The following is a 19511-nucleotide window of genomic DNA, read 5'->3' as shown; positions in this document are numbered from 1 at the left end:
TGACGGCGCCGGGCCTCTCTGTGAGGACAGCGTCAGCCGAGACGTGCCCTCGGGGGGGCTGAGCCGGGCGCACCGGCCCCGGCTCACTACTCCAGCCTGATGACGACGTGCTCGCCGTCCTCGTCGTCCTGCACGTCGAGGATCTTCCCGTCGAAGCCTTCCTCCTGCGCCATCTCGAGGATCTTGTCGAGGTCGAGGTCGAACCCCTTCCCGAGCGCGTCACCGATGGCGCCGTGGACATGCGCGCCGTTTATCCCGGCCGATGCCAGCTCCTCCTCGAGGGCGCCGTCGAACATCCCGTCCAGGATCCCATCGATGTCGGCGTCGGGACCCAGCTGCTTCTCGAGCTTCACGCGGGCTTTCTCGCGGGCCTTCTCGATCTTCGCTTCCATCTTCGCGCGGACGCGTTCCGCCCTGGCGCGCTTCTTCTCCATGCCGTGCTTCATCGCCATCGGGGCGAACTGGAACCCGAACTTCAGGAGAGCGAGAGGGACTCTCAGGTTGACCTTCTGCTCTCCGTCCTTCGTTACCTGGACCTTGAGCCAGCGTCTCTTCAGGTCGCGCTCGGTCGGCTTGTTGTCGCTCTTATCGAGCGCCTCGATGAGCCTCGCGGCCTCGTCGGCGCTGATCTTGCCGTCCTCGACCATCTTGAGAATGCGGAGCTTCTCCTCCTTCATGAATGCCTCCCTCGTTGTCGGTCGTCCGTGGCCTGCGCCGTGCGGTCCGCGGTGGAACCTGGCGGGTCCGGCGTTCGGCGGATGTCCGTGTGAATAGCGCGCGATGCCGGGCACGCGGTCGACCCGTGTCACGGCCGGCCAGATATCCTCGGTCGGGCAGACCGCGCTGCTAAGCGGCCGCCTCATCCAGTCGTCGTACGAATTCGTCTGCATCGATCTCTCCCGATTCGAGCTTCGCGAGAAGCTCCTCCTTGACCGTGTCGGTGACCTCGGTCGTCGGCTGGAAGCCGAGCTTCCTGACGATCGCGTCGAGCCTTCCCCTGACCGTGGGGTAGGAGATGCCGAGCTCGCGCTCGACCTCCCGAATGTTCCCGCGCGACTTGAGGAAGATCTTGATGAGTTCAAGCTGCTCGGGCGTCAGCACGCAGAACGGGCAGGTTTCGAAGGAGCCGTCGACACGAATGTCGCACGTGGGGCACTCCAGCTCCTTGATGATCATCTCGCCTCCGCAGACAGGGCAGGCGCCGGGCTGCTTGTGGATCATTGAGCGCTCCCTTCCAGATGTTGAGTGCAGACCTCAATTACTTCAACTGTCAGATGCAATAATAGAACCGCTGCTCCGCGATGTCAAGCGAAATCCACCTGGGACATTAACTTTGTTAATATGGAGATTAAGATTGATGAGGCCCGCCTTCACATCAGGGAGGCGGGTCTCCTCAATCGCTTGTGGGGCAGGAGGTTGGAGCGGTCAGCCGCGGGCCTTCGATTCCCAGGGGCGCCAGAGGTCGCGCCACGTCCGCGTCTCCGGGTCGTCCCGGAGGTCCGGGTCGTCGGGACGGTACCGGCGGAGGAGCACCCGGTGGCCCGAGACGAGGAGCACCGCGATGAGACTCCCCGCGATCAGGACCAGTCCGGCGCCGGTCACGACGCAGAGCGCGGCGAGGGCGACGGTCTGGACCAGGATCCCGGTGGTGAAGAGCATATTGTCGAGTGTGAGGAGGGCCGACTTCCGGAGGATCGAGATGAACCGTCGATCGCCGTGGGCGAGGACCGGCATGATGTGGGCGTGCATGAGCAGCACGAAGACACCCAGCCACACGAGGAGGGCGGCCAGGAGGAAACCGGGATAGCGGAGCGCGCCACCGAGGTGGCTGTAGAAATCGATGCCGACCCAGAGGATGAAGAAGAGGCCGAGAGAGAACACTCCGAGAAGGAGCGAGGTCGGGAAGAGGTCGACGAACGACCGGAAGAAGTCCCGGATGCTCGTCTGCTCGTTCCGGGCGATGCGGCGGGCGGTGGCGAAGAGCGCCGCCGTCGCGGCGGGGGCCGTGACGACGGGGATGAGGAGGCCGAGCCAGATGATGTTGAGCAGGATGAGATACCCCAGATGGTCGTAGACCCGCCAAAGGGCGGTCCGGAAGGCGGGCGCCAGAAGCTCGGCGGCCCTGGGATGGCTGGGACGCGCGGTCGGCATGCTGGTCTCCATTCGTCTGAACGATGCGATGATAGGATGTTGCGCGCGCGAGCACAACCGCAGCGCGGGAGCGGTCGCCTTCTTGCCTCGGGGCCTGGGCTGTGGTATCATAAGGTTACGGGGCCCGGAGGGCCTCGCTCTCGCAACGAGACACGCTGCCCAGACGACCCATGCAGCGCGTAGCGGTGACGCTCGACGCAACGTGAAGCGCCCATACCGGGAAGGAGGGTGGCGTGTACAAGACGCTTCTTCTGTCTCTTGCTGCCATCGCATTGCTTGCCACGGGGGGCGCGGCCGCGCCGCGGACGGTCCTCTACGAACACTACACAGCCTCGTGGTGAGGTACCTGTCCCTCGGCCGCGGTCGCGGTCAATGACTTCCACAGGAACTACACGCACGACGAGCTCGTCCTCGTGGGGTACGACTGGGTTGATTCGTTCGGCCCGGCGAGACGGTCCTACTACGGCATTCAGGCCATGCCGACCATCTGCGGCGACGGCCTCACCGATATCTGGCCGACCTCGCTGCTCGAGAGCACCTATAACTCGCTGTCCGCCGTTCCCTCTCCGCTCATCATGGACGTTGTGGAGAACGGACCCGGCGACTTCACTGCCACCATCATCGCCACGGATGACGTGCTCGATGCGCGGTTCGTGATGGTCGCTGTGCTCGACGAGTATGTTCCGGGAGCGAGCGGCACCCAGACCCATCTGCCGTACCACGCGAAGGAGTTCCTGACGGCGGTGACGGGCGACGCGTTCAGCATCTCGAAGAACGAGACCCTTTCGATCCGGAGGACCTTCACGGTCGACCCCTCATGGAACTACGAGGATATGGGTGTGGCCGCGTGGGTCCAGAAGCCGGGCGGCACGAACCCGTCGACCGCGTGGGACATCCCCGTCATGAACGAGGTCTTCCAGGCTGCGTTCGCTCCGGCGCAGGCGACCGGAGTCGACGAGATCGCGGAGACGAAGATCGCGCTGGCGCCACCGAGCCCGAACCCGTTCGTCTCCTCGTCGCAGCTCGCGTTCGCGCTGCCGTCGGCTCAGAGCGTCCGGCTGGATCTGTACGACGTTACCGGGCGTCACGTGCGGACACTGGTCGATGAACGTCTGCCGGCGGGAGAGCACGCGGCGTCGTGGGACGGCCGCGCCGACGACGGGCGCCCGTGCTCGGCGGGCGTCTACTTCGCGAGGCTCAGTGCCGGCGAGGAGTCCGTCTCCGGGAAGCTCGTCAAGCTCAGGTAGCACCTCGAAGGACGGCTCACAACACGAAGGCCCCGGCCTGCCGCCGGGGCCTTCGCTCGTCTGGATCGTGTGAAACGGTCTATCGGTCCAGGAGACCGCGCACCGCCTCGAGCCGTGCGAGGTCGTTCGCCTGCATCCCGCCGCGCCCGAAGAACCGGTGGAGTCCAAGGTTCGACACCGTCCTCGACAGGAACACGTCGAAGAACGACTCCCGCTCCCGAACTGTCACGACGGTGGCGTCGTCCCTCGAGACGCCGATCTCCTCACACGCCCTGTCGACGGCGTCCGAGAGACCCCCCAGTTCGTCCACGAGCCCGATGTCGAGTGCCTGACGGCCGGTGTAGACACGGCCCCCGGCCAGCTTCTTGACCTCCTCGGGGGTCATGTCCCGGCCCTGGGCCACGCTCGCGACGAAGTCCTCGTAGAACCAGTTCATGAAGTCGTCCGCCATGCGGAGTTCCTCGTCCGTCATGTGGCGTTTGTCCGTCCAGATGTCGGCGTGCCTGCCGCTCTTGAAGGTCTCGTGCCGGGCATCGATCTTCTCGTAGAGCTCCGCGAGAACGGGCTTCATGCCCACGACTCCGATGCTCCCCGTCAGTGTGAGGGGATCCGCAACGATGTGATGGGCGGGCACCGAGATGCCGTAGCCTCCTGACGCGGCGAAGTTCCCCATCGAGACGATGAGCGGCTTCTTGTCGGCGAGCAGGATGAGCTCGCGCATGATGATGTCGGTCGCCAGGCCGCTCCCCCCGCCGCTGTCGACGCGGAGCACGACGGCCTCGATCGAGTCGTCCTGCCGGACGTGTTCGATCAGCCTGGAGAGCGTCTCGGAACCGATGGACGAGCCGCCCATGACGGGATCGTTCCCGCCCTCCCCGACGTGGATCCCCCCGTACGCGCCGATGACGGCGACCGTGGGGCCGCGGTTCCATGCGTACGTTCGGTCCCGCCATCCAGCGACGTTCACCGTTCCGACGGACGACGGATCCTCCGGCACCTTTCCGTCTCTGAGCTTCGCCGCCGTCGCTTTCGCGGCGCGGATGCCGCCTAGCGTGTCAACGAGACCGAGCTCGAGCGCCTCCTCGGGGATGAGCGGCCTCCCGTCAGCGACGGCCGCGAACTCGGACGCCGACATGCGTCGCCCGTCGAGGATCGCGTCGACGGTCACGTCGAACGTCGCGTCCACGAGCTCCTGCACCTCTTCGGCCTGGTCGGCCGTCAGCGAGTCCGGACCGAGCTGGTGGAACGTGCTCTTGAACCCGCCCGCCGTGAAGTAGTCGAACTCGATGCCGAGTTTCCCGGCCGAGCCGGTGAACTTCGTGACGGTGACATAGCTGCCGATGCCGTCGAGGAACGCGGACGGGTCAAGGACGATCTCGTCGGCGGCGGACGCCAGGTAGTACTCCGGCGTTCCGCCTCCGTACTCGAGGAAGGCCACGACCTTGAGGCCGTGTTCCTCGCGGGCCGCGACAACCTCCTGCCGGATCTCCTGAAGAAGGGCGGACGGACCGCCGAGGAAGCCGCCCCCGACGGGGCGGATCCTCAGAAGAAGGACATCCACCTCTCCGCTCTCAGAGGCCTTTCTGATCTCGCGGATGATGCTCTGCGCGCTTCTTCGGGGCGTTCCAAAGAGGCTCCATCCGGCCGGGCCGTCGCTCAGGGGACCGGCGACCTTGATCTCTGCGATCGAGCCGCCCGACGAGAAGATGGTCCGCTGCCGCTCGACGCTCGTCGTCAGGTGCAGTGTGTAAATGTCCTCCGCGGCGGGTTCGTACGAGCGGTAGGAGGCGCCCGTGCCGAACGACGTCATGTCGAACCACAGGCCGAAACTCTCCTCATTGTCGCGGTTCATGTCGTCCGGGTAGACCGTCATGGCGCCCCGCAGCGTGACGCCGTCGAGAATCACGGCTTCGAGCCCGGCGCTCAGCACCGTCCGATCGAGGTCCTCCTCGCGGGGGAGGCTTCCGTCGACCATGAACGTGAGGCGGTCGCCCGCGGGACGGAGCGCGACCCCGGCCGTGTAGGTCATCCTCGAGGAAGCGCCGCCGCGTGAGGTCCCACCGGGTACCGCGAAATCGGGCTCAGAGATGTTGTGAGCCGCAGCGCCGACCGAGAGCCACCGCGTGGGGCGCACCATCACACCGGCGTCCCAGGTGCCGACGCGCTCCTCGTCTCCGTAGTTCGGACGGATCCAGCGGTAATCGAGTCCGACGCTCCACACGCGGCTCTCGCCGAAACCCACCCCGATGACGGCCGTGTCGACCGCGTCGTCTCCGGGCCGGAGACCGCCGTCGGCCTCCTCCCACATGAGATCGCGCCGGTATCCGATGCCGAGGCCGCCGAGCTTCATCGCGCCGCCGAAGCGCGCGACGTCGTCGCCGACCATCGAGACCGTGCTCCACGCGTTCGACTCGTTGTACATGCCGAGCCCGGCCGGGTTCACGAAGACCGCGGACGCGTTATCCGAATAGGCAACCGACGCGCCCTCGTGCACCCACACGTCGTCGACGAACTGAGCGTGCCCCGGGGCCACTGCCAGAAGCACGGCGGCTGCCACCATGATCCCTCTCATCGTCTTCTCCTCCTTACGGTTTCCTGGCCGACCGCCGCGCGTCCCGGTCGTACCTGTCCGACTCGGGGCTCGCACGAGCCCGATGTGAAGCGTGCCGCGCCTGTCTGGAATGAGCCTCCCCTGGTCAGGCGGGAGGGAGGCGTGCCGCGCTAGTAGTACATCTCGAAATCGACCTGTATGTCGCGCTCCTCGTCCGTGACCGGCCGAGCGAAGTCCAGCCGTATGTCGCCCAAACCCGGCGCGTCGAAGCGGAAGCCGATACCGACGTCCCAGACGAAACCGTCCGAGTCGTCGGCCTCCGGGGTGTCGGCCGCGTACGAGGTCTCGCCGCCGTCGACGAAGAATATCGTCTTCAGCGCCGGCCGTATCCTGATGCCGTACTCGATCCGGCCGAAGAGCAGGTCCTTTCCCGAGAACTCCTTGAGCTCGTAGCCCCGGAGGTCGTGCTCGCCACCGAGATGGAACAGCCTGTTCGAAGGGAAATCGGTCCCGCTTCCGATGCCCCAGCGTCCCTGGAACGTCATCGTCTGGGTCGAGGTGAGCCGCGTGAGCCACTCGGCGTCGGCCCAGTACCGGCGGAACTCGTAGTCCCCCTCGAGCCCCTCCGGCGCGACCTCGACGAAGAAGCGGCCCCGCCAGCCCGTGTGGCTGTAGCGGTTCCTGGAGTCGTAGACGACCGACGTGTAGACGCTGCGCATCCTGCCCTCGAACTCGCGTTGGGCGTCGAGGATCCCGACGGCGAGCGGTGGGTTCTCGCGCCATTCGTCGTCGCGGTCGAAGGCCGTCCAGACGCTCTCCTTCGCGTGCAGGGTCGTTATGAGATCGTTCCTGTACTCGACGCGAAGCGTGAGCTCCGGCGTCGCATGGTGCTGCGCGAAGAGGGTCACGCCGTCGGCGCGCCAGTAATCACGGTAGTCCCTTCGCAGGAAGAACGCCCGGAAGTTGTTCCCGAAGTCCGAAACGAACTCGTCGTCGTCGTCCGACCAGGCGGTCTTCTCGTAGAGCTCGACGCCCACAGAGAAGCCATCGGGCGACCAGATGGGCTGCTCGATCTCGAACCGGTAGTACTCGTCGTCCCGCGCCGACGGCCATCCCAGAAGCGCCCGCATGCGCGGATGCAGCAGACGGTCGGCCCGGTACTCGAGTCCCATGTAGAACAGAAGCCCGTCGACCCGATTGTAATAGAGGTTGGCTGAGGGGCCCAGACAGCCGCCGTTCTCGAAGCAGAGGTCGACGAACTCCCGTCCCTCGACGGTGATGAAGGGGTCCTCTTCGGCGCCTTCACCGGCCGGCGCGGGGAGCGGAAGACAGAGCGCGGCGAGCGCGCACGCCAGACCTGTGAGGATGAGCCGCATGGCTTTCTCCCGTGGACGCGTACTGTCTCGTGTGAACGACTACCGGGAGACTATCGTATCAGTGAAGGTGTCGCTCGTGCAACGTCGGAGGTAGAGCGAGTCGATCTCGGGGAAGGCCTCGAAGACGTCGATGATGATGCTGTCGGTCAGCGCACTGAGCTCCGGCATGGCTCTCTCGTCCGCGCGGGTGAAGATGTACTCCAGGTAGATGGCGTTGTCTCCGCCCGTCAGTCCGATGATCCGGTCGCGCGTCAGCGAGAGGCGCTCGTCGCCGCCAGACACGAGCCGCTTCTCGAACTCGAGGTCGATGACCCGTCGCGAGGTGCTGGTGTGACACAGGTCGTCGGTGCCGAGCGCCCCGCAGAGCGCCTTCGGACCCTCGGGCCAGACATTCCCGCCCGCCGTGTGGTAGAAGGCGACGAACTCGTCGTCGACACCCAGCAGGAACGCGGGCGAGCTGTCGGTGACGTAGGGGGTCTTGCGCATCTCGCCCTCCCAGTTCGAGGGCATGATCCAGACGCGGTAGAATGAGAAGTAGTGGAAGCCGTTCGGGTGGAAGAACCTCGTGCGCGTATCCTCCGCCATGACGTAGAGGCCGTTCTCAGGTCCGTCCCAGCCGATCGGCGCGCGTCCCCGGTCCGCCTCCACGATCTTCCAGTACGGGGGCAGGGAAGCTGTGATCCTCTGCTCGAGTGCGTCCAGCGTGAACGGGATCGGCGGGGTCGTGACGAACGGCCCGTCGCCGGTCGTCTCGTCGTTCAGAGGCGGTGTCGCGACGGCGGCCGCCGCCCATGTGTCCGCGGCCACGCCGGCGGCATCGAGGGCCGTCGCTGCGCCGGCCGTCATGAGCAGCAGGATCGCTGTGATCGTCGTCAGCTTCACGTCGGTTGCCGGAGGCGGTGCCGTGCGGCGCCGTGTGTCTCCGGGCGTACCCGTCCCTTCAGTCGGTCTTTCGAATGCGGAGCTGTCCACATCCGGCTGCGATGTCGCTTCCTCGACTGATGCGCCGAACCACCGTCGGACAGCGCCGACGCAGCCGGGCGTAGAACATCTCCTGTGTCTGATCGTCAGGGGGTGAGAACGGTACGTTCTCAATTTCATTATAGCAGATGAGATTGACCTTGCAAAGCAGACCTCCCGCGAGGTCGGCCAGCCCGTCGGCGCACGCCTGCGTGTCGTTGATGCCTCCAAGCAGGACGTACTCCAGAGTGATGAGCCTTCCCACCTTGCGCACGTACTCCTTGAGGGCGCCGATGAGTTCGGGGAGGGGGTACCTCTCGGCGATCGGCATCAGCTTCGCCCTCAGCTCCTGGTCTGGGGCATTCAGCGAGAGGGCCAGGTTCACCTGGAGCCCCTCGTCGGCCAGTCTTCGTATGCCGGGCACGAGACCGGCGGTCGAGATCGTCATCCTCCGGGCGCCGATCCCCAAACCCCACGGCGCGTTGGCTGTCCTGACGGCCCGAAGGGTCGCGTCGTAGTTGTCAAGCGGTTCGCCCATCCCCATGAAGACGACGTTGTCGAGTCTGTCCGGCTCAGCGCTCCTGCGGAGCGCCTGGATCTGCTCGATGATCTCGGCAGCGGTCAGGTCGCGCTCGAAGCCCATCGCTCCCGTCGCGCAGAACGTGCAGCCGAGACGACAGCCGACCTGCGTCGAGATGCAGCCGGTCGTGCGGTCGCTGTCGCGCAGCAGGACGGCCTCGACCCGCGCACCGTCTTCATATGCGAGCAGGAGCTTCTCCGTTCCGTCGAGCTGCGACCTCTCGGAACGAACGATCTCGGAGCCCGTTATGCGCGCCTGCTCGCCGAGTCTGTGCCGGAGGTCCTTCGACAGGTCGGTCATCGCCTCGAAGCTCGTCACGCCGCGCGGGAACACCCATGCTGCGATCTGGTCCGCGCGGTATCGGGGCTCTCCCATTGCTTTGAGGAGCTCCTCGAGACCCTCGAGCGAGAGGTTCTTCAGGTCCGGTCGCTCTTGATCCACGTGTTGCCTCCCGGGCAGTGGTGCTGCAAGATTGTACAGGTTCCCGAGCGATTCCCCAAGCGGACCGAGCCCCTGCGGGCGAACCACGGAGATGCGTGTGATGCGACTCGGAGACATGACGTGGGAAGAGGTCGGCGACTACCTGAACCGGCACGACGGCCTCATCATCCCCATCGGCACCTGCGAACAGCACGGACGACACATGCCGCTCGCGACCGACGCGATCATCGCACAGGCGTACGCGGACGCCATCGCTGCCGAGACCGGCGTTCCCGTGTCTCCGCCCCTGGCCTACGGTGTCAACCTCCCGTGCGACAGGCACATGCCGGGCACTGCGGGGTTCTCGTTCGACGCGCTGCGGTCGTCGCTCAGGTCGCTCCTTGAGGACTGGACGCGCCACGGCTTCCGGACATTCTATGTCGTGACGGCGCACGGCTGCGCCGCGGACGGGTTCAGCTTCGCACATCACGAGGCGATCAAGGAGGCGGCCCGCCCGCTGCTCGTCGACGGCGCTTGCAGGCTCTTCGTGCTCTTCCCATATTGGACAGATGTGAGCGACCTGCTCGACGCACAGGACGGTGTCGAGCACGCCGGGGAGGTTGAGACGTCGCTGATGCTCTACCTCAGGCCCGAGCTCGTGAGGACCGACAGGGCGGAGGGAGGCCCCGGCGAGGAGCTTGAGACCCGCTACCACGCCTACCCCGAGGGCATCGGGACGGCCCGGACGCCCGGGCGCTCGGGTGCTGAGGGACGGCCCGAAGCCGCGGGCGAGGAGAAGGGGCGCAGGATCTTCGAGAGGACGCTCCACGCCCTGATCGAGCAGGTTCTCGCCAACCTGCCGGCTGGTGGGGCATCTGAAGAGGGGAGAGCGGAACACACCGGCGTCCGGCTCACGGGGGCCGATGATCAGGAATGACCGACAATCAATAATCGAACTCCTGTTCTGCGTTGACGGGCTCGAACGGACGGTGATACAATAGGGGTGGAAGAAGGTAGACCCCCTACCGGACAAACCCCTCTTTCCGTGCGTCGACCCGCCGCCGGCGGGTGCACAGGCGCATCTTGCCGGCGGATGGACCGTATCTGATCCACAGTTCGTGCAGTACCACAAGGAGGAGCACCGTGAACCGCAGGAAGACCATAGCCCTGCTTGTGGTCCTCGCGCTCTGCCTGGGCGCACTGGCCGGCGCGGCCGGCGCGGGTGTCCAGGTGAGCCTCGCGGACAGCGACGGGGAGCTGACCGGCGTCCTCCACAAGGACTCCGGCGGCGGCTTCAACGGGGACGATGATCGTTGGGGCAATACATCACCTGTCGCAGGGGACCCGGACGAGCCGGATCCCGACGAGGGCGTAGCTGGTGGCGGCGGGGATCATGGGCTCGAGAGGGCTCAGACCGGAACGCCGGATCTCGGCACCGGGATCAGGATCTTCGTCAACATCATGACCGTCATGTTCTTCGCGAGGTAACGCGGCTTCAAGCCGTACCGTTGGCACGAGGACCGGACCAGTGGCTGACGAGCGACCGGACGACAGATTCGAACGCGAGATGCTCGAGGCGTTCCGCCGGGCGATGGCGTCGAGGAGCGCGCGCGATGCGGCCCTCACCGCCATGCGTCTGGGCGATCTGTATCTGGAGTCCGACAACTACAGTGACGCGCTCGGCTACTTCACCCAGGCGACCGTGGATGACCTCGGCGACTCGCTGAGTGATGAGGAGCTGGGTCTCGTGCTGGTCCGGACCGCGAAGTGCCACGCGGCCCTCGGCGACTACACGGAAGCCAGAGCGATCATCGCGGAGCTCGATGATCTGGAGCTGGACCAGGAGGAGGACGACGTCTGGGCCGAGGCGAACGTCGTCCTGGCGCGCGTCGAGATCGAGAGCGGTCGATACGACGAGGCGCTCCGGGCCGCGCAGAAGGCCTACGAGGTTCTGAGGACCCGGCCGGACAGCGAGCTCCTCGCCGAGGCGGGCAAGGCCCTCGGCGTCGCCAACGCGGAGCTCGGGAACATCCAGGCGGCCCGCGACTACTTCACCGACTACCTCGTCGCCCAGAAGCGTCTCGGTGACGAGGCGGGTCTCGCGATCGCCTACAACAACCTCGGCGTCCTCGCCAAGAGGACCGGCGACCTGCACGCGGCGCTCGAGCATCTCGAGAGCGCTCTCTCCATCGACCGCAGGCTCGGAAGGACATCGGCGATAGCCGACCGACTCACCAACATCGGCATCATCATGATGAGGCTCTCGCGCCACGCGGAGGCCGAGGAGCGGCTCTCCGAGGCGCGCCGTCTGTACACCCGCATCGGAGCGACCCGCGGTCTCGTGGCGACGCGGACGGCGCTCGGGAACCTCCACCGCATGCGGCGTGAGTGGGGTCTGGCGCGGGAGGCGCTCGATGAGGCACTCCGACTCAGCCGGCAGCACGGCTATCTGAGAGCGGAGGCCGTGACGCTCGAGGTCGTCGGTGAACTCGAAGCCGATCAGGGAGAGCACGAGAATGCCCTCGGTACGCTGACGAGAGCGCTCGGGTGCGCCTATCGACTCGGTGCGGCGAGCGACGTCGTCGGCGAGGTTCTCCGGCGTAGAGCCGAGGTGCTCTTCGCGCTCGGTCGCGTCGACGAGGCGGAGCGCGACTGCTCGGACGGCATCAAGCTCGCGCGTTCGATCGACGACCGCCTGGAGGAGGGAGCGCTCCTCCGGGTGCTCGCCGAGATCTGCTACTCCAGGAGCGACAACACGGCCGCCGAGGTTCTCGTCAACCGGGCCGAGGACATCCTGCGACGCGCGGGAGAGTCGTTCGAGCTGGCGAGGATCGCGATGGTCGACGCCATCGGACTCCGCGACAGCGCAGCCGTGGGGGCCGCGGTCCCGCTCGACCGGATCGAGGCCCGTTTCTCGGCGGCCGAATCGGCCTTCGCCCGCATCGGACTGCCGCACTGGGTGGCCCTCTGCGAGCTGGAGCGCGGCAAGGCGCTGCATCAGGCCGGACAGCCCGACCGAGCCAGGCCGTGGCTCGAGCGCGCCCGGCTCAAGTTCACCCAGTCACACGATGCACACGGCGTCGCGCAGGTCGACGCGGCGCTCAGAGGACTGGACGCCGAGCTTGCGGACGCCGCGATTGCGAAGCACGCGCGGTACGCGCTGATCGCCGACGGCTACCGCTTCCTCGAGACCTCGGAGCCGACGGCCGGTGACCTCCATCGCACGGCCTCTGAGATCGCGGCCGCGCTCGGCGCCGACCGACTCGTGCTCTTCTCTGTCTCCGGTGACGGTCAGCCGGCGGTCGCCACGTCGGCCGACACGTCGGGGCGCGGAGTCGGCGAGGTCGCCCGCTTCGTGCGGACCACCGTCGCCAACCGTGGGCATCGAAGGCCTCTCGTACTGAGCGACGGGGCTTCCGTGTCCGGGAGCGTCCCGAACGGTGTCAGCGCACTGGCGTTCATCCCAGTGCAGGTAGGGCTCTCGCGCGACCGCTCCTTCCTGCTCTACGCGGACAGGTCGGGGGAGACCACGCCGTTCACACAGGACGACATCGAGTTCGTCGGCGCCGCTGCCAGACTCCTGGGGCTCGCGAGCTCGCGGGTCGGGGACGCGGCCGGCTGGAACGCCGACGGTGCACTGTCCGAGGAACTCGGCAGCTCGCCCGAGCAGTACGGCATCATCACGCGTGACCCCGGGCTGCTGGCGATCCTCGCGAGCGTCGAGCGTCTGCGCGACAGCCGTGTCCCGGTCGTCATCCGGGGCGAATCGGGCGTCGGGAAGGAGCTCATCGCCCGGGCCATCCACGAGGGCGGGCGAAGCCGCAAGGGGCGCTTCGTGGCGCTCAACGCCGGCGCGATCGCCCCCCACCTCCAGGAGAGCGAGCTCTTCGGGCACGTCAAGGGCGCGTTCACCGACGCCGACCGCGACCGCGAAGGTCTCGTCGCCGCGGCCGACTGCGGCACGCTGTTCCTCGATGAGATCGGGGAGATGAGCACAGAGCTCCAGGTGAAGCTCCTGAGGTTCCTGCAGAACGGTGAATATCGCCGCGTCGGCGAGAGCGTGACGAGAACCAGTGACGCTCGCGTCGTGTCGGCGAGCAACAAGGACCTGGGAGAGGAGGTCAAGGCGGGCCGCTTCCGTCGCGACCTGTTCTACCGGCTGTGCGCTGTCGTCATCGAAGTGCCTCCGCTGCGCGAGCGGAAGGACGACATCCCCCTTCTCATGGAGCACTTCCTGACGCTCTACTCCGGGAAGGAGGGGAAGCCGGTCGCCGGCTTCTCGCGCGAGGTGCGCGACCTCTTCATGCGGCACGACTGGCTCGGGAATAACATCCGTGAGCTCGAGAACGAGGTCCGGCGCGGCGTCGCTCTGGTCGACGAGGGCGGGACCATCGGTCTCGACAAGGTGAGTCCCGAGCTGAGAGCGCGCTACGAGATCGCCGAGGCAGGGGACGAGATCGTCCGCCGGAGCCTCAAGCAGGAGGTCGAGTCCCTCGAGAAGAGCCGGATCCTCGAGGCCCTCGGACAGACCGGATGGAACAAGCAGGCGGCCGCCGACAAGCTCGGTCTCTCCCGTCCTGGTCTCCACGCGAAGATGAAGAAGTACGGCATCGGCTGATGCCGGGCGCGCCGCACCGGTGCAGCGGCGGCCGCATCCCACCGTCCCGACACCACACCCGCATGGCTCGAACCACGCCGGGGCAGGCCTCAGACCCCGTCAGAATCCTGACGGACCGTCCAATTCCTGACGGCCGTCTAAGGCATTTGCGGAGAACAACTTACAGCGTTTCAGCCGGAACTCGAGGACGAGGGCGTTCTGATCCTGTCATGAGCGTGGCTCGCGAATCGCCGACCCCGGTCGCTAGAAGCCTGTAAGTTGCATTCCTATAGTATGTTACAGCACATCAAGAAACCCGGACCGAGAGGGCCGAACCGGGCGATTCTGGCACAGCCCATGCCCATATAGATGGTCGGAACGCATTGACAACCGATATGGAAGGGCGAGGCGGCCATGGGTGTTCATAGCAGGGGGGGCGAGTCCGGTCGCTCTTTGGTCTGCTTCACCCTTCCGATAATGCGCAGCCCTGCAGACGCAGGGAACACATAGAGGGTGGCGTCATGCCGAGCGCGGCGAGAATAAGAGTCATGGTTGTGATCCTGCTCATCGGAATCGCTTCGCCGTTTCTTGGGTGACGTCCGGCGGCCGGGCGGTGGCAACACCGTCCGGCTGTCTCCGAAGTTGACATCATGAGGAAGGAGTTCTCCCGGAAGAGCCGGCCGTTCGATGAGGAACGGCAACGCATGCAGGCTCTTCGCTCACAGCCCGATCCCGTTCGGCAGCTCTGGTCACGTTCTTGCTGGCACCTCCACTCCAGGGATCGGGTGGCCCACGAAGGCCGGCAGACGACCGCTCACCTGTCTCCCGCAATCCGTCTGCCGGCCTCACCTCGTCCGGGAACGGCCCCTCGCCGACGGTTCACCCTTCTCCAGACCAAGAGCATCGTCGAAGCTCTCGTCTCGAACGACCCCGCCGCTCCTGCCCCTCGGTACCTGTCCAGTGTTCACGCGGCTTCATATCAGTCTTCACGATGAGCTCCGGCGCGTCGGTGAGCGCTTCCGGGACATCGTGCGTGGTGGGCGGATCGGTCCGGGCAAACGGTTCGACCGTGGTCTGAGAGCCGACAACCTCGTGCTCGCACTGCCGTTCCTGCTCATCGAGGACGCTCCCTTCCCGGGTGCGCTCGAGGCGGCACGACGGATGGCGCTCGCGAACGCCTCCGGCGCGGCGCACTTCCTTCTTCAGGACGACGAGCTCGACGGCGATGCCGAGCCGTCGCCGGCGCGCGCGACGCTCTCCGATCTCTGCCTCATGGTCTTCTCGCGGACCTACACCGATCTCGCGTGTGAGGGGCCACTTCTCTGGCAGCACATCGATCGATACCTCGGCGAATACGAGGCCGCACTCGTCTGGGAGCGGACCGTCCTCAGGTCCCGGACCGGGCGCAGTGTGGTAGGACGCGAGCAGCTCGAGACGGCGCTGCGCCATCTCGGACGGAGGCTCGCGCTGCTCAAGTCGACGTGCGCGGCCGTCACGCTCAGCGCGGGCTCGCTCGCAGAACTCGGTCTCCTGGAGGAGGCACTCGACCGCTTCCACGCCGGGTATCAGCTTGCCGACGACATGGATGACCTGGAGGCCGACCTCAACGCCGGGCGGTGGACGCTGCCGGCGTGGATGCTGGCCTGCGCCCTCGACAGGGACGCTCCGGGGGAGATCGCCCCGGACGAAGCGCGCGCCCTCATGGCGACGAGCGGCGTCGAGGAGAGCGTGCTCGGCGTCATTGACGGGGAGTACGCGGCCGCCTCGGGCGCCGCTCTCGAGGCCGGCTTCAAGGCCGCGGCCGGGTTCCTGGAGAGGCTCCGGGCGAGGGCATCCATCAGCGGGGCCTGGAGAAGCAGACGGTCCTCGCTCAGTGCCGCCCTCGACAACCGTCCGAGAACAGACGGAGGAACACCGGGTGCGGGGTTTCACGCGTTCGGCGTTCGCGGCGACACCTTCCTCTACGATGCAGCCTCCGGTCTCTTCCTCGAGGTCGACCCCGCGGCGGCCGACATGCACGCGGCCGGGACTTCCTCGCCGGCCCGCGAAACGGCGCGGTTCAACTACGGCGGAGCGGCCGACGAGGCCGCGGAGGAGCTGGAGCGTCTCACGCTGTGCGGCGGCTTCAGTCCCACCTGCGTCGATGCATGGCCCCCGGACGTCGGCGCCGCCGAGCTGGCTCCGATCACGGCCCTCTCGCTGCACGTGACGACCGGCTGCAACCTCCGCTGCGGCTACTGCTATCTACCGACCGGGCGCCCGGTCTCCGCAATGAGCCTCGAGACGGCGCGCCGAGCGGTCGATCTCCTGATGAGAGAGTCGTTCGGAAGCGACCGTGTGTCTTTGATCTTCTTCGGCGGCGAGCCGCTGCTCGAAAGGGACCTCGTGCTGGAGGTGGCGTCGTACGCGCGCCGGCGTGGTCGCGACGCGGGCCGCAGCGTCGCCCTTCACATGACGACGAACGGAACGCTGCTGACGCCCGATGTGGCCGCGGGCCTCAACGCGGCCGGTGTGTCCGTCATGGTCAGTCTCGACGGGGGCGCATCGGAGCACGACGGCGAGCGGCGCGACGCCGAGGGCCGGGGCTCGTTCGAGAGCATCGCGCGGAACCTCCGTTCGCTTCCCAACGACATGCGGGTGGGCGCCCGGGCCACGGTCACGCCCGGTTCAACTCCGCTTCCCGAGATCGTCCGTGAGATTGTGAGCCTCGGCTGCGTCTCCGTCCATCTCGCGCCGGCCAGCGGTCTCGAGCTGACCGACGCCTTCGCCGAGCGGCTGATCGACGGGTTCGAGGAGCTGGCGGCAGAGGAACGGGCGGCCGCGGCCCGCGGCGGGAGACTGCGGGTCGGCAACTTCGCGGAGGCGCTCAGGATGCTCGACAGCGCGGCGCCCCGTCTCGCTCCGTGCGGTGCCGGGGCCCGGTACTACTCGGTCGAGGCGGACGGGAGCATTCAGGTGTGTCACCGCTTCGCGGGTGAGGAGGAACGATCGGTCGGGCACGTCGTTTCGGGCGTCGACCGCGGCGCGGCGCGTGAGCAGCTCGCGGCCTTGAGGTCGTTCAGCGAGGCGTGTACGTCCTGCTGGGCGAGGCACCTCTGCGGGGGTCCGTGTCTCCACGACGTGCAGGCGTCGCCTGGGAGAACCACGGGGCGGACGTCCCCGTGGTGCCGAGTCGTCAGGAGGGTGCTGGAGCTCTCGATGTGGATCTACGCGGGGATCCCCGACGGGAGACGCAGGGAGGTCCTTCGGACCGCGCACGACGATTGCCGGCCGGAACGGGACCACTCGGCAGCCGGCGTGTCGCCCTCGGCCGAGAGGAGCGCACGCGGAAACGAGGCCCGGGAAGAGGAGAGGGGAGGTGGTGGATGTGAAGACGGTCAGGCTTGTGAACGGGTCGGGGCGGTTGACGCCGGTCATGAGGAAGGACACACAGGAGAGTGAGATCTGCCTCATCGACTACGCGCACTGTCCGGAGAGCGACATCTGCTGGATCGCTGACTTCGGCGGAGGATGCGACAGCAAGGACAACTGCTTCGTAGACACGAACTGAGCCGGGAGGGTCGCGCCGCGGAGCGAGGCCCCGACCGGCGACGTCGGGTGGAAGGGGGGACGACGTGAGGCACATCAAGCTCGGAAACGGCGGGACGACATCCCGGAAGGCGCCCGCCGAGCTTCTCTGCTACATCTTCTTCGATTGGGGTTCCTGCGGGAGCGTCGACGAGTGCGGCTTCGACTTCGGGAACTGCGGGAACAAGGACGCGTGTCTGGTGGACTACTGACGGAGCGCGGTTCCGGCGACGCCGAGGGTTGGCGCCGCCGGGGCCGTCCCTTCGAGGGAGGGACCATGAACCGGTTCTCCGTTCTTCTGACGGCCCTTCTGCTTGCAGCGAACGGAGAGGCTGCCGCGGAGGCGCCCGGAGCCGACGACGTGTCGGCAGGGGCCCTTGTATGGGCTCGGCGGCTTCCCCCGGAGGCGGGGCGACCGAGGGACGTCTCGACGGCCCGCCTGACATCTGAGGAGCGAACCGATCTCATCGTGCTCGCCGGAGACCGCAACCGTCCGATGACGCTTCTGGCGCTCCGCGGACGCGACGGTACGGAGCTGTGGCGGCGCCGCCTCGACGCCCGGGCCGCCGCCGTGCCGGCGCGCCGCGGTCCGGGGCCGCTCGACGCGGTCGTCGCGGCGTCGGGGGACACGCTGCTCGCGCTCGACGGGTTGACGGGGAAGGTGCTGGCGCGGACCTCGCTTCCAGGGACGGTCGGGGAGCTCGCGGTCGGTGACGTGACAGGCGACGGGCGCGATGAGATCGTCTGCACGTCGGGAGGCGCGTACGACGACGCGCTCGTCTGCCGGCGCTCGGACGACCTCTCGGAGCTCTGGCGCGTCTCGTGCCCGGAACCCCGGGGGCGGTTCGACGACGGCTTCCGTATGCCGTCGGTTCTGAGCGACACCGGGCAGGGGCCCCGCGTCTTCGTCCGGCAGCACCGCACGCGACTGGTGGCCCTGGGCTCGTCGGGGGACATCGTCTGGAGCACCGTGCTCGGCGACAAGTCCGGCATGGTGCCGACCGGCACGGCGGTCACCTGTCCCGCAGCGGTCGACGCCGACGGTGCAGGTCATGACGACCTGGTGGTCGGCACGCTGGACGGGACGCTGCTGCTCCTGGACCGGGATTCCGGAGCAGCGCTCGCATCCAGGGTCTTCGGGGGGACCGAGCACAGGCGGATCGCTCAGAGAAGGCGGCTCCCCCGGGCCCTCAAACGGCTCCTCATGGAGTCGGGTGAGCCGGCGTCCGGCTACGCGGCGCTCGATCTCGACCCGGCGCCGGGAGAAGAGCTCGTGTTCACGACGGCCGACGGGGAGACGCACGCGTACTCCGTGCGGACCGACAGTCTGCTGTGGAGGATGAAGGTCCTGGGGAACGTCGAGTACGCGCCCCTTCCGGCCACGACGGCGGACGGTCGGCGCTGTCTGGTCGTTGCGACAACGGAGCGCATCTACTACCTCGACGCCGCGACCGGCGGTGAGCTCGACGCGGCCGGTCCGGTTGACGGCTGTTCCAGACTCCTCCTCGGGCGCTTCGCGGCCGGGGCTCACGTGCAGGCCGTCCTGCTCGACTCGAACGAGGGCGTCCTCTCGGTCGTCGGCACATCGCTCATCCCGGTCGCTCCGTGATGAACGGCGTGCCGGTCAGAAGTCAGCAGAACGAGCGCACCCGGCGTCCGGCGGTCGAGTTCGTTGGCGTGACGAAGACGTTTCCGGGCGCCGCGGGCGGGGTCGGCCTCAGGGAGCTTTCTCTGACGGTCCCGGCAGGGGTGGTGGCCGCGCTCGTCGGACCGAACGGCTGCGGCAAGACGACGGCCCTCCGCATTGCGGCGACCCTCGTGTCGCCGAGTCGAGGCGCCGTCCGCATTCTGGGGGCCGACTGCGTCCGGGAAGCTCACCGCGTGCGACGGACCATCGGACTCTCGCTCGGAGCGATGCGGTCGTTCTACTGGAGGTTGACGGCCGCGGGGAACCTGACGTTCTTCGCTGCGCTCCGCGGCGTGCCGGCCGCCCGCGTCGGGCGGCACGTTCGGGAGCTGGCCGAGGAACTGGGGGTCGCCGGGGCGCTCGGCGCCCCGGCCC

Annotated in this window: 15 protein-coding genes; 8 read left to right on the top strand and 7 right to left on the bottom strand. The window is 67.4% G+C overall.

The annotated features are described in order from the left end of the window. Positions 1 to 86: 86 nt before the first annotated feature. The 3 genes from GF405_00495 to GF405_00485 form a co-directional block, all read right to left on the bottom strand. The gene (locus GF405_00495; GenBank protein ID MBD3366633.1) at positions 87 to 890 is read right to left on the bottom strand and encodes a hypothetical protein; all 804 of its coding nucleotides are present in this window, start codon (positions 888 to 890) and stop codon (positions 87 to 89) included. After that, entirely contained in the window at positions 847 to 1218 is a 372-nt protein-coding gene (locus GF405_00490) for a DUF2089 family protein (protein ID MBD3366632.1), read from the bottom strand. The genes GF405_00495 and GF405_00490 overlap by 44 nt, the downstream gene beginning before the upstream one ends. 207 nt (positions 1219 to 1425) lie before the next feature. Next, on the bottom strand, positions 1426 to 2424 hold the full coding sequence (locus GF405_00485; protein ID MBD3366631.1) for a DUF624 domain-containing protein: 999 nt from the start codon (positions 2422 to 2424) through the stop codon (positions 1426 to 1428). Positions 2425 to 2564: 140 nt separating this feature from the next. On the opposite strand from GF405_00485, the gene GF405_00480 reads away from it, so the two are divergent. Beyond that, a complete protein-coding gene (locus tag GF405_00480; GenBank protein MBD3366630.1) occupies positions 2565 to 3398 on the top strand; it encodes a T9SS type A sorting domain-containing protein in 834 nt (277 codons plus the stop codon). 79 nt (positions 3399 to 3477) lie between these two features. Here GF405_00480 and sppA read toward each other — a convergent pair whose 3' ends face one another. The 4 genes from sppA to rlmN all read right to left on the bottom strand — a co-directional run bounded on the left by sppA (position 3478) and on the right by rlmN (position 9423). Then, positions 3478 to 5970, bottom strand: a complete 2493-nt coding sequence (gene sppA, locus GF405_00475) for a signal peptide peptidase SppA (GenBank protein MBD3366629.1) — start codon at positions 5968 to 5970, stop codon at positions 3478 to 3480. 149 nt (positions 5971 to 6119) lie between these two features. Then, complete coding sequence (locus GF405_00470) at positions 6120 to 7325, bottom strand: BamA/TamA family outer membrane protein (GenBank protein MBD3366628.1); 1206 nt, start codon at positions 7323 to 7325, stop codon at positions 6120 to 6122. A gap of 39 nt (positions 7326 to 7364) precedes the next feature. Continuing rightward, positions 7365 to 8207: a hypothetical protein gene (locus GF405_00465; GenBank protein MBD3366627.1), complete on the bottom strand. Its 843-nt coding sequence runs from the start codon at positions 8205 to 8207 to the stop codon at positions 7365 to 7367. Between the two features lie 58 nt (positions 8208 to 8265). Further along, a complete protein-coding gene (gene rlmN, locus GF405_00460; protein MBD3366626.1) occupies positions 8266 to 9423 on the bottom strand; it encodes a 23S rRNA (adenine(2503)-C(2))-methyltransferase RlmN in 1158 nt (385 codons plus the stop codon). Between rlmN and GF405_00455 the strand changes: the two genes are divergently transcribed. The 7 genes from GF405_00455 to GF405_00425 all read left to right on the top strand — a co-directional run. Further along, positions 9398 to 10222 carry a hypothetical protein gene (locus GF405_00455; GenBank protein ID MBD3366625.1) on the top strand — a complete coding sequence of 275 codons (825 nt, stop codon included), beginning with the start codon at positions 9398 to 9400 and terminating at the stop codon, positions 10220 to 10222. The genes rlmN and GF405_00455 overlap by 26 nt on opposite strands. A gap of 206 nt (positions 10223 to 10428) precedes the next feature. Beyond that, entirely contained in the window at positions 10429 to 10773 is a 345-nt protein-coding gene (locus tag GF405_00450; protein MBD3366624.1) for a hypothetical protein, read from the top strand. Between the two features lie 40 nt (positions 10774 to 10813). Beyond that, positions 10814 to 13903, top strand: a complete 3090-nt coding sequence (locus GF405_00445) for a tetratricopeptide repeat protein (protein MBD3366623.1) — start codon at positions 10814 to 10816, stop codon at positions 13901 to 13903. 939 nt (positions 13904 to 14842) lie between these two features. Continuing rightward, positions 14843 to 17323 carry a radical SAM protein gene (locus GF405_00440; GenBank protein MBD3366622.1) on the top strand — a complete coding sequence of 827 codons (2481 nt, stop codon included), beginning with the start codon at positions 14843 to 14845 and terminating at the stop codon, positions 17321 to 17323. A gap of 173 nt (positions 17324 to 17496) precedes the next feature. Beyond that, positions 17497 to 17661, top strand: a complete 165-nt coding sequence (locus GF405_00435) for a hypothetical protein (GenBank protein ID MBD3366621.1) — start codon at positions 17497 to 17499, stop codon at positions 17659 to 17661. 65 nt (positions 17662 to 17726) lie between these two features. Beyond that, entirely contained in the window at positions 17727 to 19058 is a 1332-nt protein-coding gene (locus GF405_00430; GenBank protein MBD3366620.1) for a PQQ-binding-like beta-propeller repeat protein, read from the top strand. Then, on the top strand, positions 19058 to 19511 hold a 454-nt coding region (locus tag GF405_00425; GenBank protein MBD3366619.1), incomplete at its 3' end, for an ATP-binding cassette domain-containing protein. The genes GF405_00430 and GF405_00425, both read left to right, overlap by 1 nt.

Origin of the sequence: Candidatus Effluviviaceae Genus V sp., assembly GCA_014728125.1 — a bacterium.
Taxonomy (GTDB): Bacteria; Joyebacterota; Joyebacteria; order Joyebacterales; family Joyebacteraceae; genus WJMD01.
This window is presented reverse-complemented; position numbering and strand designations above follow the sequence as displayed.